16 protein-coding genes are annotated in these 15,629 nt (G+C 67.8%); 9 read left to right on the forward strand and 7 right to left on the reverse strand.

Annotated features, from left to right (window positions below):
• Positions 1-6 precede the first annotated feature (6 nt).
• The 7 genes from obgE to RIC54_RS12750 all read left to right on the forward strand — a co-directional run bounded on the left by obgE (position 7) and on the right by RIC54_RS12750 (position 6,085).
• The gene (gene obgE, locus RIC54_RS12720) at positions 7-1,062 is read left to right on the forward strand and encodes a GTPase ObgE (protein WP_350092189.1); all 1,056 of its coding nucleotides are present in this window, start codon (positions 7-9) and stop codon (positions 1,060-1,062) included.
• Positions 1,050-2,234 (forward strand): glutamate 5-kinase, encoded by a 1,185-nt coding sequence (proB, locus tag RIC54_RS12725; RefSeq protein WP_350092192.1) that lies wholly within the window; start codon positions 1,050-1,052, stop codon positions 2,232-2,234. The genes obgE and proB overlap by 13 nt, the downstream gene beginning before the upstream one ends.
• A gap of 14 nt (positions 2,235-2,248) precedes the next feature.
• Positions 2,249-3,532 carry a glutamate-5-semialdehyde dehydrogenase gene (locus tag RIC54_RS12730; RefSeq protein WP_502989682.1) on the forward strand — a complete coding sequence of 428 codons (1,284 nt, stop codon included), beginning with the start codon at positions 2,249-2,251 and terminating at the stop codon, positions 3,530-3,532.
• Positions 3,529-4,254: a nicotinate-nucleotide adenylyltransferase gene (locus RIC54_RS12735; protein WP_350092198.1), complete on the forward strand. Its 726-nt coding sequence runs from the start codon at positions 3,529-3,531 to the stop codon at positions 4,252-4,254. Before RIC54_RS12730 ends, RIC54_RS12735 begins: the two co-directional genes overlap by 4 nt.
• Before the next feature lie 72 nt (positions 4,255-4,326).
• Complete coding sequence (rsfS, locus tag RIC54_RS12740) at positions 4,327-4,737, forward strand: ribosome silencing factor (RefSeq protein ID WP_502989683.1); 411 nt, start codon at positions 4,327-4,329, stop codon at positions 4,735-4,737.
• A gap of 6 nt (positions 4,738-4,743) precedes the next feature.
• Entirely contained in the window at positions 4,744-5,202 is a 459-nt protein-coding gene (rlmH, locus tag RIC54_RS12745; RefSeq protein WP_350092201.1) for a 23S rRNA (pseudouridine(1915)-N(3))-methyltransferase RlmH, read from the forward strand.
• A 130-nt stretch (positions 5,203-5,332) separates the two neighbouring features.
• Complete coding sequence (locus RIC54_RS12750) at positions 5,333-6,085, forward strand: SDR family oxidoreductase (protein ID WP_350092204.1); 753 nt, start codon at positions 5,333-5,335, stop codon at positions 6,083-6,085.
• Between the two features lie 80 nt (positions 6,086-6,165).
• Here the strand turns inward: RIC54_RS12750 and RIC54_RS12755 are convergent, their stop codons facing one another.
• Positions 6,166-7,059 carry a LysR substrate-binding domain-containing protein gene (locus tag RIC54_RS12755; protein WP_350092207.1) on the reverse strand — a complete coding sequence of 298 codons (894 nt, stop codon included), beginning with the start codon at positions 7,057-7,059 and terminating at the stop codon, positions 6,166-6,168.
• Between the two features lie 97 nt (positions 7,060-7,156).
• On the opposite strand from RIC54_RS12755, the gene RIC54_RS12760 reads away from it, so the two are divergent.
• Positions 7,157-7,480, forward strand: a complete 324-nt coding sequence (locus tag RIC54_RS12760; RefSeq protein WP_350092210.1) for an NIPSNAP family protein — start codon at positions 7,157-7,159, stop codon at positions 7,478-7,480.
• 203 nt (positions 7,481-7,683) lie between these two features.
• Entirely contained in the window at positions 7,684-9,387 is a 1,704-nt protein-coding gene (locus tag RIC54_RS12765) for a S8/S53 family peptidase (RefSeq protein WP_350092213.1), read from the forward strand.
• A gap of 64 nt (positions 9,388-9,451) precedes the next feature.
• On the opposite strand, the gene RIC54_RS12770 is transcribed toward RIC54_RS12765, so the two are convergent.
• The 6 genes from RIC54_RS12770 to rfbD form a co-directional block, all read right to left on the reverse strand.
• Complete coding sequence (locus tag RIC54_RS12770) at positions 9,452-10,183, reverse strand: hypothetical protein (RefSeq protein WP_350092216.1); 732 nt, start codon at positions 10,181-10,183, stop codon at positions 9,452-9,454.
• Between the two features lie 53 nt (positions 10,184-10,236).
• A complete protein-coding gene (locus tag RIC54_RS12775; RefSeq protein WP_350092219.1) occupies positions 10,237-10,659 on the reverse strand; it encodes a MarR family winged helix-turn-helix transcriptional regulator in 423 nt (140 codons plus the stop codon).
• A gap of 20 nt (positions 10,660-10,679) precedes the next feature.
• The gene (aspS, locus tag RIC54_RS12780; RefSeq protein ID WP_350092348.1) at positions 10,680-12,452 is read right to left on the reverse strand and encodes an aspartate--tRNA ligase; all 1,773 of its coding nucleotides are present in this window, start codon (positions 12,450-12,452) and stop codon (positions 10,680-10,682) included.
• A 138-nt stretch (positions 12,453-12,590) separates the two neighbouring features.
• A complete protein-coding gene (locus tag RIC54_RS12785; RefSeq protein WP_350092222.1) occupies positions 12,591-13,856 on the reverse strand; it encodes a M23 family metallopeptidase in 1,266 nt (421 codons plus the stop codon).
• Between the two features lie 4 nt (positions 13,857-13,860).
• A complete protein-coding gene (gene rfbA / locus RIC54_RS12790) occupies positions 13,861-14,724 on the reverse strand; it encodes a glucose-1-phosphate thymidylyltransferase RfbA (protein WP_350092225.1) in 864 nt (287 codons plus the stop codon).
• Positions 14,721-15,629 carry a dTDP-4-dehydrorhamnose reductase gene (gene rfbD, locus RIC54_RS12795; protein ID WP_350092228.1) on the reverse strand — a complete coding sequence of 303 codons (909 nt, stop codon included), beginning with the start codon at positions 15,627-15,629 and terminating at the stop codon, positions 14,721-14,723. Before rfbD ends, rfbA begins: the two co-directional genes overlap by 4 nt.

Raw genomic sequence — 15,629 nt, forward strand, 5'->3', positions numbered from 1 at the left:
CCCCCGATGAAGTTTCTCGACCAAGCCAAGGTGTTCATTAAAAGCGGTGACGGCGGTCGCGGCTGCCTGAGTTTTCGCCGCGAGGCGTTCGTCGAGTTCGGCGGGCCGGACGGCGGTGACGGCGGTCGCGGCGGTGACGTCATCGTCGAGTGCGTCGCCGCGCTCAACACCCTCATCGATTTCCGCTACCAGCAGCACTTCAAGGCCCAGAGTGGCCGTCCCGGCATGGGCCGCAACATGAGCGGCGCCGGCGGCCAGGACATTGTGGTGCGCGTGCCGATCGGCACCCAGATCTGGGACGAGAACTACGAGACCCTGCTGCTCGACATGACCGTGCCCGGCCAGCGCGTGGTGCTGGCCAAGGGTGGCGACGGCGGCTACGGCAACGCCCGCTTCAAGTCCTCGACCAACCAGGCGCCGCGCAAGACCTTGCCGGGCTGGCCCGGTACCGAGTTCTGGATCTGGCTGCGGCTCAAGCTGATCGCCGATTCCGGACTTGTCGGGCTGCCGAATGCCGGCAAGTCGACGTTCCTGGCTGCGGTGACCGCCGCCAAGCCGAAGATCGCCGACTATCCGTTCACCACCCTACATCCCGGCCTCGGGGTCGTGCGGATCGACAATGATGAACTGGTTCTGGCCGACATTCCGGGCCTGATCGAGGGGGCACACGAGGGTGCCGGCCTGGGCGACCGGTTCCTGGGGCATGTCGAGCGCTGCGCCGCCATCCTGCATCTGGTCGACGGCACCGGCGAGGATCCGATCGGGGCCTGGCGCACGGTGCGAGCCGAGCTGGAAGCCTATGAGGGCGGGTTGGCCGAGAAAACCGAGATCCTGGCGATCAGCAAGACCGACGCCATGCGCGACGAGGACGTGCAGGCGCTGAAGGACCTGTTCGTCGAGGAGATCGGAATTGAGCCGATGGCGGTCTCCGGTGCCTCGGGTGCTGGCACCCGCGCGGTGCTGCGGCGGATCATGACCCATGTGCAGGCGGCCCGCACCGGCCAGCCGGCACCCGGCGAGGAGCCGGTCATCGCGGCCGGAGCGCCGGAATGGACGCCCTGACCGACGCGCGGTCGGCGACCATCGGGTCGCCGGCGGCCGTCTCCCCCCTGACCGATGCCCGCCGCCTGGTCGTGAAGATCGGCTCGGCCCTGCTGGTCGACGATCGAAGCGGCAGCATCCGACGGGAGTGGCTGGACGCGCTGATGGACGACGTCGCCGGCCTGCGCCAGCGCGGGATCGAGGTGCTGATCGTCTCCTCGGGGGCCATTGCACTGGGGCGCCGCCATCTCGGCATCGGGCAGTCCCGCCCGAAGCTGGAGGAGAAGCAGGCCGCCGCCGCGGTCGGGCAGATCATCCTGGCCCACGCCTATCAGGAATCCCTCGCCCGGCATGGCCTGACGGTTGCCCAGATCCTGCTGTCGCCGGACGACACCGAGCAGCGTCGCCGCCACCTGAACGCGCGGGCGACGATCGCCACCCTGCTGGCACTCGGCGCCGTCCCGGTGATCAACGAGAACGATACGGTGGCGACCGCCGAGATCCGGTTCGGCGACAACGATCGGCTGGGCGCCCGGGTTGCCCAGATGGCCAGCGCCGACACCCTGATCCTGCTGTCCGACATCGACGGGCTGTACACCGCCGACCCGCGCCGCGATCCGGCCGCGACCCATCTGCCGCTGGTGGAAGGGGTGACGCCGGAGGTCGAGGCGATGGCCGGTGCCGCCGGTACCGGCTACGCATCCGGCGGCATGGTCACCAAGCTGGCCGCCGCCAAGATCGCCGCATCCGCCGGGTGCCGCATGGCGATCGCCAGCGGCCGCGAGACCAACCCGATCGCGCGTTTGGAAGCCGGCGCCCGCTGCACCTGGTTTGCCGCGCCGGCCAGCCCGCTGACCGCGCGCAAGCGCTGGATCGCCGGCAGCCTGGCGCCGAAGGGCCGGTTGACCCTGGACGCCGGCGCCGCCCGCGCGTTGCTGGCCTCCAAGAGCCTGCTGCCGGCCGGCGTAACGGCGGTCGACGGCGGGTTCGAACGCGGCGACCTGGTCACTTTGCACGGTCCCGACGGGATCGAACTGGGACGCGGCCTTGTGGCCTACGGAGCCGACGACGCCGGCCGGATCGTCGGCCGGAAATCCCGTGAAATCGAGTCGGTCCTCGGCTACCGTGGTCGCGACGAGATCGTCCACCGCGACGATCTGGTTCTCACCGGAGCGGCGGGAGACGAGCCATGACGCTCGCCGAGGCCATCAGCACGACGGCAACGACCGAACCCGACGACGTGGCGGCGGCCATGCTGGCCATCGGCAAGCAGGCGCGAGCGGCATCGGCCGGACTGGCCCTGGCGCCGACCGCCGCGAAGAACGCTGCCCTGCGCAGTGCCGCGGCGGCGATGCGCCGGGACGTCGACCGCATTCTGGCGGCCAATGCCGAGGATGTGGCGGCGGCGCGCGCCAAGGGCCAGCGCGAGTCGATGATCGACCGGCTGGTGCTCGACCCCAAGCGGATCGACGGCATCGCAACCGGTCTGGAAGCGATCGCCGAGTTGCCGGATCCGGTCGGGGCGGTCATGGCGGAATGGACCCGGCCGAACGGCCTGCGGTTCGAGCGGCGCCGGGTCCCGCTGGGAGTGATCGGCATCATCTACGAATCGCGGCCGAACGTAACCGCGGATGCCGGCGGGCTGTGCCTGAAATCGGGCAACGCGGCGATCCTGCGCGGCGGGTCGGAGAGCTTCCATTCGTCGGGCGCGCTGGTCGCGGCGATGCATGCCGGGTTGCAGGACGCCGGCTTGAGCGTCGATGCGATCCAACTGGTGCCGACCCGCGACCGAGCGGCCGTCGGGCACCTGCTGCGGATGGCGGAGCATGTCGACGTGATCGTGCCGCGCGGCGGCCGGTCGCTGATCGAGCGGGTGCAGGCCGAGAGCCGGGTTCCGGTGTTCGCCCACCTGGAAGGGCTGTGTCATGTCTATGTCGACGGCGCCGCAGACCCCGAGAAGGCGGTCGCGATCGCCGTCAACGCCAAGATGCGCCGCACCAGCGTGTGCGGGGCGGCCGAGACCCTGCTGGTCGACCGGGTGGTGGCACCTGACCTGTTACCGCGTCTGGCGGCAGCCCTGCAGGATGCCGGCTGCGCGCTGCGTGGCGACGCCGTGGCCCGCGAGTTGGTCGCGTCGATGGAACCCGCAACCGAGGCCGACTGGTCGACCGAGTACCTGGACGCGGTGCTGTCGGTCGCGGTTGTCGACGGGGTCGGCGGTGCGGTGGCCCATATCAACCGCTGGGGCTCGCACCATACCGATTCGATTGTGACCGAGGACACCGGTGCGGCCGAACGCTTCCTGAACGAGGTCGACAGCGCCATCGTGCTGCACAACGCCTCGACCCAGTTTGCCGATGGCGGCGAGTTCGGGATGGGGGCGGAGATCGGCATCTCTACCGGCCGCATGCACGCCCGCGGCCCGGTCGGGGCCGAGCAGCTCACCAGCTTCAAGTACGTGGTGCGCGGGGACGGCCAGATCCGCCCGTGACCCTGTTCGTGCCCCTTCGCCCGGCTTCCGGTACCCCGCTTCCCGCCGACAGTCGGTCTCCGCTGTTCGCCAAAGTGCGCCCGCACGCCCTGCGCATGCCGGCCAGCGACGCGCCGGCGGTTCCGGCCAACGGCGCCGACCGGCGCCAGGTCACCGTCGGCCTGATGGGCGGATCGTTCAACCCGGCCCATGCCGGGCACCTTCACGTCGCGGAGATGGCGTTCCGCACCCTGGGTGTCGACGAGGTCTGGTGGCTGGTCAGCCCGCAGAATCCGCTGAAGTCGCGGGACGGCATGGCGCCGTTCCCGGTGCGGATGGAATCGGCACGCCGGATGGCGCGGCACCCGCGCATCCGGGTGCGCGACGTCGAGATGCGGCTCGGCACCCATTTCACCGCTGACACCCTGGTGGAGCTGCGCCGCCGCTGTCCGCGCATCCGCTTCGTGTGGATTATGGGAGCCGACAACCTGATCGGCTTTCACCGGTGGGAGCGATGGTCACTGATCTTTCACAGCGTCGCCGTTGCGGTTTTCGACCGTCCTTCCTATTCTTTAAGGGCGTTGGCGAGTCGGGCAGCACACCGATTCGGTCGGTTCCGGATCCCGTCGAAGGCGGCCCGGACCCTGGCCTATAGGCGTCTCCCGGCTTGGGTGTTTCTTCACACCCGCCGGCATCCGGCTTCCGCCACCCAGATCAGGGAGGCTGCCGGGGCCGGATTGTGAAGAGCCCAACGAACGGAGACGACGGTTGCGGCGAGGTCGCAGCCGATAGGACTGACGCGAAAGGAGCGCATCATATCTCACCTTGAAACTCCCTCCGAGGGAGAGAGCCTTCTCGATCTGGTGACCAAGTCGCTGGATGATGACAAGGCCGAGGACATCGTCGCCATTGACTTGGCGAACAAGTCCTCCATCGGCGACCACATGGTGATCGCCACGGGCCGTTCGGCCCGGCAGGTCGCGGCGATGGCCGACCACCTCGTATCCAAGCTGAAGGACAAGGGCGTGAAGCACGTCTCGGTCGAAGGGCTGCGGCAGGGCGACTGGGCCTTGATCGATGCCGGCGACGTGATCGTGCATCTGTTCCGTCCTGAGGTCCGTGACTTCTACGGCCTGGAGAAGATGTGGGGCGCGCAACCGCCGCCGACGCAGACGGTCACGCTCGGCGAGGACATGGTTACCGAGCGCGCCTTCGCGCACGCCTGATCGGGCGTGAAGATCACCTTGGTCGCGGTCGGCCGCGCGCGGCGCGGCCCGGTCGAGGAGTTGTGCCGGGACTACGCCGGCCGGCTGCCGTGGACGGTTGAGATCGTCGAGGTCGAGCCGAAGAAGCGGTTGCAGGGCGAGGCGCTGAAGGCACACGAAGCGGATCTGCTCTCCGCCCGGATTCCGGACGGAGCGGTCGTGGTGGCGCTGGACGAGCGCGGCAAGGCGCAGTCCAGCCTGACCTTCGCCGAAATCTTCCGAAACTGGCAGGACACCGGACGCGATTCCGTCTGCTTTCTGATCGGCGGTGCCGACGGGCTGGCTGCGGGTCTGCGCGACAGGGCCGATCTGGTGCTGGCGTTCGGGCCGCAGACCTGGCCGCACATGATGGTCCGGGTGATGCTGCTGGAGCAGGTCTATCGCGCCGAGCGCATCCTGGCCGGGCATCCATACCATCGGGAGTGACGGGTCGGCGCGACACCCGTCGCGAACCGGACCGCAACCGACCGTCGCACCACCCGGCGAACGCCGCTAAACTCCCGCCGTCCGGCCATCCGGTCGGGGAGAGTTGTCGGCATCTCAGGGAGGAATCGCGATGACCGGAAAGGTCGCCATCGTTACCGGAGCGGGTTCGGGCATCGGCCGGGCATCCGCCATTGCGCTGCTGAAGGCCGGTTGGTCGGTCGGTCTCGCCGGCCGCCGCGAGGATGCGCTGAAGGAGACCATCGCCAAGGCCGGCGACTCGGGGAAGAACGGCCTGGCGGTCCCGACCGACGTTGCCGACGCGGCCTCGGTCAAGGCGCTGTTCGACGCGACCAAAGCCAAGTTCGGCCGGGTCGACATGGTGTTCAACAACGCCGGCATGAACGCACCGGGCATCCCGCTGGAGGAACTGACGGTCGAGCAGTGGAAGGCGGTGGTCGACGTCAACCTGACCGGCTCGTTCCTGTGCCTCGCCGAGGCGTTCCGGGTGATGAAGGACCAGAGCCCGCGCGGCGGCCGGATCATCAACAACGGCTCGATTTCGGCGCACGCGCCGCGGCCGAACTCCTCGCCCTACACCGCCACCAAGCACGCCATCACTGGCCTGACCAAGTCGGGCTCCCTCGACGGCCGCAAGTACGACATCGCGGTCTGCCAGCTCGACATCGGCAACGCCGAGACCGAGATGGCGGCCCGCATGGCCAAGGGCGTGATGCAGGCCAACGGCGAGATCGCGGTCGAGCCGCTGATGGACGTCCAGCACGTCGCCAACGCCATCGTCCACATGGCCAGCCTGCCGATCGAGGCCAACGTCCAGTTCATGACCGTAATGGCCACCAAGATGCCGTTCGTCGGCCGGGGCTGACCCGGTCCATCAGATGGAGATACCGGGCGCCGCTTGCGGCGACCCGGGAGCCATCCCTCGGCCGTCGCGTCGCGGCCTGATCACCATGCTATCCCTCGGACCACTTCAAGAAACCGGTCCCGCGTCGGTGAGTCCCGGTGCGGGTTCCAGGCCATCAGCAGGTCGACGAAGATCCCGTCGGTGCCGCCGGCGATCGTGAACGGTTTCTGCACCACGCCCGCCGGTGCCTGCTCCAACGGATTCTCCGGCACGAACGCAACTCCAATGCCGCTGGCAACCAGCGCCTTGACCGTATGCATCTGGCGGGCGCGCTGGACGATCCGCGGGGTGAAGCCCGCGAGCCGGCACAGGTCCAGCACGCCGTCATGGAAGCCCACGCCCTTGTCGCGCGGCGTGGCGACGAAGTCCGCTCCGGCCATCGCCTCCAGTTCGATCGTCTGCCGCGCGGCTAGCGGGTGGTCTACCGGCAATGCCATGCGAAGCGGCTGGCGCAGCACGCGCTCGTAGGTCAGTTCCGGCGCCGGTGTGCCAGGCGGACGCAGCAGCCCGACATCGGCGGTGCCGTCGACCAGCCGGTCGATCTGGTCGGCGGTTGACGCTTCGTGCAACCGGATGTCGACTTCCGGGCACGCAGCGCGAAAACCGCGCAGCGCCGCCGGCAGGATCGCGCAGTTCGACAGGAAGGTGAGATCCAGGGTGCCGACCCGACCGGAAGCCGCGAGGCGGGTGCGGCTGATGCCGGTGTCCAGGGTGGCCAGCACCCGTCGCGCCTCGTCCAGGAACACCGTTCCGGCCGCGGTCAGCGCGACCTGGCGGCTGCTGCGGACCAGCAGTGGGGCGCCGATCTCCTCCTCCAGCCGACGGATCGCCGTGCTCAACGGCGGCTGCGCCATGTGCAGGCGCTCGGCGGCGCGGCGAAAATGCAATTCCTCCGCCACCGCCACGAATTGCCGGAGCTGCCGCAGGTCGATCATCGATATTCCTAGAGTATCAATTGCCGATATCATTGATATTGGACGAACTCCGGCGGTCGCACCATGTTCCCGAGCGTCACCAACACGGGAGCAAGCGATGATCCACCAGCTTCGGATCTATGAGATTTTCGAGAGCAGCAAGGCGGCGTTCCATGTCCGGTTCCGCGACCATGCCGCGCGGTTGATGCGCCAGCATGGCTTCTCCATCAGGGCCATGTGGGAGACCGCGACGGAGGGTCGCACCGAGTTCGTCTACCTGCTGGAGTGGCCGGACGAGGCGGCCATGACGGCGCGCTGGGCCGACTTCATGGCCGACGAGGAGTGGAACCGGATCAAGGAGGAGACCGGCGCCGATCGGCCGTTGGTCGGTGCGATCGAGGACCGGGTGCTGTGGCTCGTCGATTATTCACCGACGATCTGACGGCGTTCGTGACGCAATCAGCGCGACGATTGCCGACCGGAGACGCCAGTGTGCATCGCGGGCGCCTTCGCTCCGCCTCCATGGTATCCTTAAGGAAGTACAGGAAGTCCTGATTCTGAAGACTTCATCCAATATACCCTTGGTAGGGTTCCTGGATTCACCTACCATGAAAGCGAGTATTTATTATAAGAAAGACCGCATAAATGGGCGTCTGGACAGTGGCGATCGTCGACAGCGGGGTGGTGGACGAGTTTGAGGCGACCTATGGGGCGAGCCTCTACCAATGGGATTTCTACTACAACAACGCGGACACCGACGGTGGCCGGACGACCAGCCACGGCTCAACGGTTGCGCTGGCCATTGAACAGACCAACAGCAGCCTGGAGCGGATCGACCTCCAGATATCGTCGAACAGCGGTTCGAGTGTCAGTTCGTCGGCTGCTGACGCGGCGTTCAACCAGCTGATCAGTCTTCACGATCAGGGTTGGCACATCGGGTCCATCAATCTGAGCTGGGGCAGTCTGTACTACAACTCCACCTACGTGCCCGAAATCAACGCCCTGGCGGCGCGCGGGGTATTTGCCGTGGCGGCCAGCGGCAACGGCGGCAGCCACTCCGGCTTGGAGTATCCGACCTACCCGGCGGCGTTGAGCAACGTGATCTCGGTCGGCAGCCATGACGGCGCCGGCAACCCGACGAGGTTCTCGCAGAATCACCCGAGCTACGTCCACGTGCTGGCCGACGGCGAGAACTATCCGACAGGGCACAATGGAACCAGCTTTGCTGCTCCACAGGTCGCGGCCGGTGTGGCGACCGTTCAGGCCCTTGCCGATTCCGCGCTGGAGCGGCGCCTGTCGTTCGGCGAGACGGTTGACGTTCTGCAACAGGGCGGCGGCGCGACCCTCTCCAACCCGGATCCCGCGAACGGCACCAGCCGTTACTATCTCTTCAACCAGGAAGGGTCCCTCAACTACTTTCTCGGGAGGTATCTCGACCCGGAGTTCAGCGGCTATGAGTACATGGCGTCATACGGCGACATCGAGAGTGCCTTTGCCGGAAATCCAGCGGGGGCACGGTCGCACCTGATCAACTCCGGAGCGTATGAGGGCCGGGAGGTTACTTTCGACGGGCTGGAATACGTCGCCTCGCACAGCGACTTGATGACGGCCCTGGGAACCGACCGGGCCGCCGCAGCGACGCACTATATGAACAGCGGACGATACGAAGGCCGGAGCACGACCTTTGACGGCGAAAGCTATTTGGCGGCGTATGCGGATCTTCGGGGGGTGTTCGGCAACAATGTCGCGGCGGCCACCCGGCACTACATCTCCAGCGGTTATGCCGAAGGACGTTCGCCGACCGGAGGTGGTGGTGGAGGCGGTAGTGGTGGTGGCACGGACACCGGCACGCCCGCCGTCTCGGAAGGGGCGACCGATCTGCCGGCGAACTCTTCGACCTCGGGTTATGTCGGGGTCGGACAGAGCGTGACCGGCACGATCAGTCTCTATGACCGCGACTGGTTCCGCACTGAGCTTACCGCCGGCCAGACGGTCATCATCGAGGCCCGGGGTTCGGCCAGCGGCGGCGGAACGCTCTATGATCCGGAGCTTCTGGTTTACAATTCGAGCGGCCGCTTCGTGGCCTACAACTTGGATAGCGGCGCGGGCTACGATGCCTATTTGCGCTATACGCCGTCGACATCCGGCACCTACTACCTGGAGGTTGATGGATACAGCAGCTACCGAGGGACATACACGCTCTCCGTTGCATCGCAGAACGGAGCAGCGGTATCGGCGCTTGCGAGCTACGGGGACGCCGGTCAGGAGAGATTTGCAGACCTCAGCGCGCCGGCGCCGGAGCCCGATTGGAGCAAACCCTATTCGAGTTCGGTGGACGGCCTCATGTAGCGTTGCGGGGGTCCAGAAAAAGACCGGCCCCGATGGGCCGTTGGCCGGTGCGATCGAGGACCGGTCATCCCACCCTTGGGACGAACATTGGCCGGGCCGGAGCGAACGGCGAGGGGAAAAGCGGCGCCATCAGCCGGGTGCCGCGTGCCGCCCCCAGCCCGGCAAGCGCCGGGTGAACGGCCGACGCCGCCGAGAACTCGTCCTCGATGCGAGGAGGCGCGTAGCTGATCTTGCCGGTCGGCCGTCGGGTCAGCGACAGCACCATGGTCCCGACGTAGACGGTTTCGCCCGCAGCCAGGGTGAATCCGTACCCGTTGACCTCGTCGGCGTCGGCTGAACGCGAGCCGCCACCGCTGAATTGCAGCACGCGGATGATCTGCCGGTTGCTGTCCGGTCGTTCATTGAAATGGGCCTGCATCGTCGCGTAGCGGCCGGGGACCAGGCGCACGGCTTCGAACGATGTCCGATAGCCGCTCGTCTCGGCCTTCGCCTTGACGCCCTGCCATCCGGCGAACATCGGCAGGTCGATCGCCCCGGAGACGGGGTCGACCAGCCCGAAGGTCAGGCTGGCGATCGGATCGTTGGGAAGGAAGGAGATCGCCGGCGCGAACCAGCGGTGACCGTCGCGCGCCGAGTGCAGGGCGGGCGTGTCCTCGATCCGCAGCCCGATCACGACGGTTGCGAGACCGGGATCATCGCCGCCGGACGCGCAGCCTGTCAGGACCGTGGCCGCCAGCCCGCCAAGCACACTGCGTCGGCCCAGGTCCGGCCAGCACTTTCTGGTTGTTTTCCCCACCGGCGAAATTTTCAAGCCATTGAGCGGGTATGACAAGCACTTTGACGGATCGGCTACGCCAGCTTCCTGAGCAGCTCCAGGAACGTCGCAGCCTCCGTGTCGGACAGCGGTGCCAGGGTTGCCGCCGAGACCTGGGCGCCGGTCGCCGAGTGCCGGGCCACCAGATCCAGGCCTTCCGGTGTCAGCTTGAGGCGGGTTCGGCGGCGGTCGTCGGGGTCCGGCTCGCGGTCGATCAGGCCGCGCTTCTCCAGACGCTGGATCACACCCTGCACGGTGGCCGGGTCCATCGCGGTCAGTCGGCCGAGATGGTTCTGGCTGGCGCCACCCTCCTCGGCGAGGCGGGCCAACGCCGCCCACTGGGTCGGGGTCAGCCCGGCGTTCGCGAAGGTCTCGATGAAGATCTGCGTCGCCCGCTGGTGCGCGCGGCGCAGAAGGTGCCCGACCTGCTCTTCGAGCTGGTAGCGCCGTCCGGCCATGGTTCTCCGGCCCGGACCGCTCAGCCCGCCGCTTTGGGCGGCAGGGCCAGCTTGATCGACAGCTCGCGCAGCTGTTCGGGGCGGACCTCGTTCGGGGCGTTCATCATCAGGTCTTCGGCGCGCTGGTTCATCGGGAACAGGATGACCTCGCGCAGATTCTGCACATCGGCCAGCAGCATCACGATGCGGTCGATGCCGGGTGCGATGCCGCCGTGCGGCGGGGCCCCGAACTTGAATGCGTTGATCATGCCGGCGAACTTGTCATCGACCACTTCCGGCCCGTAGCCGGCGATCTCGAAGGCCTTGTACATGATCTCGGGGCGGTGGTTCCGGATCGCTCCCGACGACAGCTCGATGCCGTTGCACACCACGTCGTACTGGTAGGCCAGGATGTCCAGCGGATCCTGGCTCTCCAGCGCCTCCATGCCGCCCTGCGGCATCGAGAACGGGTTGTGGCTGAACTCGATCTTGCCGGTCTTCTCATCCAGTTCGTACATGGGGAAGTCGACGATCCAGCACAGCCGGTAGACGTCCTTCTCGATCAGGCCGAGGTCGTTGCCAAGCTTGACGCGGGCCTGCCCGGCCAGCTTGGCGGCGTCGCCTTCCTTGCCGGCGGAGAAGAACACGGCGTCCCCGTCGCCCATGCCGGTCGCCGCCTTGATCGCGGCAATCTTCTCGGCCGGCAGACGGCTGGCGATCGGGCCGCGCGCCTCGCCTTCGGCGAAGATCATGTAGCCGAGGCCCGGTGCACCCTGGTCCTGGGCCCACGAGTTCATGCGGTCGCAGATCGCCCTGCTGCCGCACTTCGGGCCTGGAACGGCGCGGACCACGCCACCGCCGCCGACGATCTTGGCGAAGATCGCGAAGTCGGACTCGCGGAACAGCTCGGAGACGTCGGCGATCTCGATCGGGATGCGCAGGTCCGGCTTGTCGGAACCGTACTTCAGTATCGACTCCCGGTACGGGATGCGCGGGAACGGCCCAGGCACCTGCCATTGGGAGAACTCGTTGAACACCCCGGCCAGCACCGGCTCGACCGCGGCAAACACGTCTTCCTGCTCGACGAAGCTCATCTCCAGGTCGAGCTGGTAGAACTCGCCGGGGCTGCGGTCGGCGCGGCTGTCCTCGTCGCGGAAGCAGGGGGCGATCTGGAAATAGCGGTCGAAGCCGGACACCATCAGCAGCTGCTTGAACTGCTGCGGCGCCTGCGGCAGCGCGTAGAACTTGCCTGGATGCAGGCGGGACGGCACCAGGAAGTCGCGCGCTCCTTCCGGCGACGACGCCGTCAGGATCGGGGTCTGGAACTCGGTGAAGCCCTGCTCGACCATGCGGCGGCGGATCGAGGCGATGATCGCCGAGCGCAGCATGATGTTCTTGTGCACCTTCTCCCGGCGCAGGTCGAGATAGCGGTAGCGCAGGCGGATGTCCTCGCCGGCGTCCTCCTCGGAGTTGACCTGCAACGGCACCTGGTCGGCGGCGGACAGCACTTCGAACGAATCGATGCGCACCTCGACCTGTCCGGTCGGCAGCTTCGCGTTGACCGTCTCGTCGGACCGCTTGACCACCCGGCCCGTCACGCACACCACCGACTCCAGGCGAACCTTCTCGACCTCCTTGAACGCCGGATCCTCCACGTCGGTCACGCACTGCGTGATGCCGTAGTGGTCGCGCAGGTCGATGAAGACCAATTGGCCGTGATCGCGGCGGCGGTGGATCCATCCGGATATCCGGACAGTCTCGCCGACATGGGTGTCGCGCAGGGCGGAGCAGGTGTGGGAGCGGTAGCGGTGCATGGCGTCGTTTCGTTCGGTCAATCGGGCGAATCGGGCGTGCTGCACCGGAAAACGCGGCGTCGGCACGGGGCGGTGCCAAGTGACACGCGGGCGAACCCGCGTCAAGGCATGCGTCGGTGAATCGGGACTGAACCGGGGCTAACCACCGACCCGGATGAACAGTGTCTGCTCTTTCGGCGGACGCCCGTCGCGCTCCAGGACGACGCGCCCGGTGTAGGTGCCGGTCTGCCATCCGCCCGGGGGCCGCTTCTTGCCGACGAACCGGAACTGCACGATCCGCGTCTGGTCCGAGCGCCAGCGCTCGGAGAACAGCCTGGAGCCGTCCGGGCTGGTGATGGTGGTCGTGAGGGTGTCTCCCGGCTCCAGGCCGGCAGCCCGGGTCCAGATCACCAGGGCGTCGGCGTTGCCGGGCGCGGTGTCGCGTCCGGCGGTCCCGGCCTCGGCGTCGGCTTTCTCAACCGGACCGGTGCCGAATCCGGCGTCCAGCAGGATCGGCGCGTGGTCGACCAGCCTGGACAGCGCTTCCGCGTTCCACAGCGGGGCGGTTCCCCGCCCGCACTCCGGCCCGCCGTCGGTTCCACGGAACGGGTCGATCACCTTGCCGTCCTTCTCGACGGTCATGTGGACGTGGGGGAACTCGGTCATGCCGGACAGCCCGACGGCGCCCAGACGTTGGCCGGTCGCAACCGTCTGCCCAGTCTGTACGGCCATGCTGCCGCGCTTCATGTGGCAGTACTGGGTAATCCAGCCACCCTCGTGCTGGACGCGCACGCCGTTGCCGCATTCCTTGTCCCTGACGGATTCGCGGCCGGCGACCGCGATGCTGACGTCGGCCATGCCGTCGCGCACGCCGACCACCTTGCCCGGCGCTGCCGCGAGGACCGGCACGTTGTCGTTGAGGTGGGCAAGGTTCCGCAGCGCGATGTCGGTGCCCTTGTGGCCGTCATAGCTCATCTGGCCGCAGCGGTAGTCGCGGCGACCCGGCCCGGGGTCCAGGTCGACGTGGTTGATCACCCAACAGGTCTCGCCGGGCGAGCAGTCAATCGGCAGAGCCAGGGGGAACGGCGACGGCTGCGCGGCCGGTTCCGGCGTTGCGGTGATCTGCGCAGCAGGCGAGGGCGTGGGCCTGGACGGCACTGTCTGCACGGGTGCCGGCTTGTCGGACGGCAGTGTGGCTGCCGGCGGCGCGGCGGCCGGACTCTTGGCCGACGCAACGGGCTTCGGATCTGCCGGCGGACCTTGCTCGGAGGGCGGCTTGGTCTTCGCCTTGTCGCGTGCCGCCGCCTGCTGCTCGGCCGCGCTTGGCCGTCGGTCGTCGGCATCCCTGCCCTTGAAAACCATCCAGAACGCGCCGCCAAACGACAGGCCCGCCATCAGTATCAGAGCAGCGATGACAATCCGCATGCGGCTATCTCACGAGACGTCGCAGGTACTCACCATATCCCGACTTGGCGAGCGGGTCTGCGAGGCGCAAGACCTGCTCGGCGTCGATGTAGTGCATGAAGTAGGCGATCTCTTCGACGCAGGCGACCTTCAGGCCCTGGCGCGCCTCGACGGTGCGCACGAACTCCGACGCCTGCAGCAGCGAGTCGTGGGTCCCGGTGTCGAGCCAGGCATAGCCGCGGCCGAGCTTCTCGACCGACAGGCTGCCGCGCTCCAGGTAGACCCGGTTGACGTCGGTGATCTCCAGTTCGCCGCGCGGCGACGGCTTGATCTCGCGCGCGACGTCGACCACGTCGTTGTCGTAGAAGTACAGGCCCGTCACCGCCCAGTTGGACTTGGGGCTGGCGGGCTTCTCGACGATCTCGGTCGCCCGGCCGTCGGGTCCGAAGCTGACCACGCCATAGCGTTCCGGGTCGCTGACGTAATAGCCGAACACCGTGGCGCCGCCGGTGCGCGCGGCGGCGTTCTGCAGCACCTCGGTCAGGCCGTGGCCGTAGAAGATGTTGTCGCCCAGTACCAGGGCGGCCGGGTCGGAACCGATGAACTCGCGGCCGATGATGAAGGCCTCGGCCAGCCCGTTCGGCGCGTCCTGGACGGCGTAGCTGAGCTCCAGCCCCCACTGGCTGCCGTCGCCCAGCAGGTGGCGGAACGCCGGCTGGTCCTGCGGCGTGGTGATCACCAGGATCTCGCGGATGCCGGCGAGCATCAGCGTGGTCAGCGGGTAGTAGATCATCGGCTTGTCGTACACCGGCAGCAGCTGCTTGCTCGCCACCAGCGTCAGCGGATACAGCCGCGTACCGGAACCGCCGGCCAGGATTATGCCCTTCATCGTGCGGTATTCTCCGTCAGCGGACCAAGCCGCGTGTCGAGCACGGCGCCGAGCGCCGCCTCCCAGGATTGCCGCGGCACGGCCGAGAACCCGGTGAGTGCCGCATCAAGCGTTGCGTTGTCGAGTACCGAATAGGCCGGACGGGCCGCCGGGGTAGGATAGTCGGCGGTGCCGATCGGATGCACAACAGGCCGACGTCCCCAGTGCCGTTCGGCGCGGCGGAACACCGCATCCGCTAGGCCGTGCCAGGTCGTGTCGCCGCTGCAGGTGAAGTGGTGCGTGCCGCGAACGGCCACTCCGGCCTGCCACGCCCTCAGCACGGTCAGCAGGACGCCTGCGATGTCGTCGGCCGGTGTCGGGGTGCCGCGCTGGTCTGCGACCACCCGAAGCTCGTCGCGCTCGGCGCCGACTCGCAGCATGGTGTTCACGAAGTTCTTGCCGGCGGCGGCGTACACCCAGGCGGTGCGCAGGATGACATGGTGGGCGAGAGTCGAGCGGACCGCCTCTTCGCCCTCCTGCTTGGAGGCCCCATAGACCCCGAGAGGTGCAACCGGGTCGCTGGGTCGATAGGGACGTGAGCCGGTGCCGTCGAACACGTAGTCCGTGGACACCTGGAGCAACGGGATGCCGCGCGTGGCGCAGGCGGCAGCCAGCGCGGCCGGACCGTCCCGGTTGACCCGGAACGCGGTCTCCCGGTCGGTCTCGGCGGCGTCGACCGCGGTATAGGCGGCCGGATTGACGACGGCATCCGGGGCGAGCGCCTCGATCGCGGCGGCGATCGAAGCCGGTGCCGACAGGTCCACGCGGTCGCGACCGGCGGGGATCCAATTCATCCCGTCAGGCGCCGGTCGCGCGACCAGCGCGCCGCCGACCTGGCCGGTGATGCCGGTAACAAGGACCCGCAT

This window comes from Thalassobaculum sp., assembly GCF_040219215.1.
Classification (GTDB): Bacteria; Pseudomonadota; Alphaproteobacteria; order Thalassobaculales; family Thalassobaculaceae; genus Thalassobaculum_A.

What these genes read in the sequence shown, in the direction of transcription:
- obgE (WP_350092189.1), top strand. Translation starts at nt 7, where the DNA reads ATGAAGTTTCTCGACCAAGCCAAGGTGTTCATTAAAAGCGGTGACGGC.
- RIC54_RS12765 (WP_350092213.1), top strand. Translation starts at nt 7,684, where the DNA reads ATGGGCGTCTGGACAGTGGCGATCGTCGACAGCGGGGTGGTGGACGAG.
- rfbA (WP_350092225.1), bottom strand. Translation starts at nt 14,724, where the DNA reads ATGAAGGGCATAATCCTGGCCGGCGGTTCCGGTACGCGGCTGTATCCG.
- RIC54_RS12755 (WP_350092207.1), bottom strand. Translation starts at nt 7,059, where the DNA reads ATGATCGACCTGCGGCAGCTCCGGCAATTCGTGGCGGTGGCGGAGGAA.
- RIC54_RS12760 (WP_350092210.1), top strand. Translation starts at nt 7,157, where the DNA reads ATGATCCACCAGCTTCGGATCTATGAGATTTTCGAGAGCAGCAAGGCG.
- aspS (WP_350092348.1), bottom strand. Translation starts at nt 12,452, where the DNA reads ATGCACCGCTACCGCTCCCACACCTGCTCCGCCCTGCGCGACACCCAT.
- RIC54_RS12775 (WP_350092219.1), bottom strand. Translation starts at nt 10,659, where the DNA reads ATGGCCGGACGGCGCTACCAGCTCGAAGAGCAGGTCGGGCACCTTCTG.
- RIC54_RS12750 (WP_350092204.1), top strand. Translation starts at nt 5,333, where the DNA reads ATGACCGGAAAGGTCGCCATCGTTACCGGAGCGGGTTCGGGCATCGGC.
- RIC54_RS12785 (WP_350092222.1), bottom strand. Translation starts at nt 13,856, where the DNA reads ATGCGGATTGTCATCGCTGCTCTGATACTGATGGCGGGCCTGTCGTTT.
- proB (WP_350092192.1), top strand. Translation starts at nt 1,050, where the DNA reads ATGGACGCCCTGACCGACGCGCGGTCGGCGACCATCGGGTCGCCGGCG.
- rfbD (WP_350092228.1), bottom strand. Translation starts at nt 15,629, where the DNA reads ATGCGGGTCCTTGTTACCGGCATCACCGGCCAGGTCGGCGGCGCGCTG.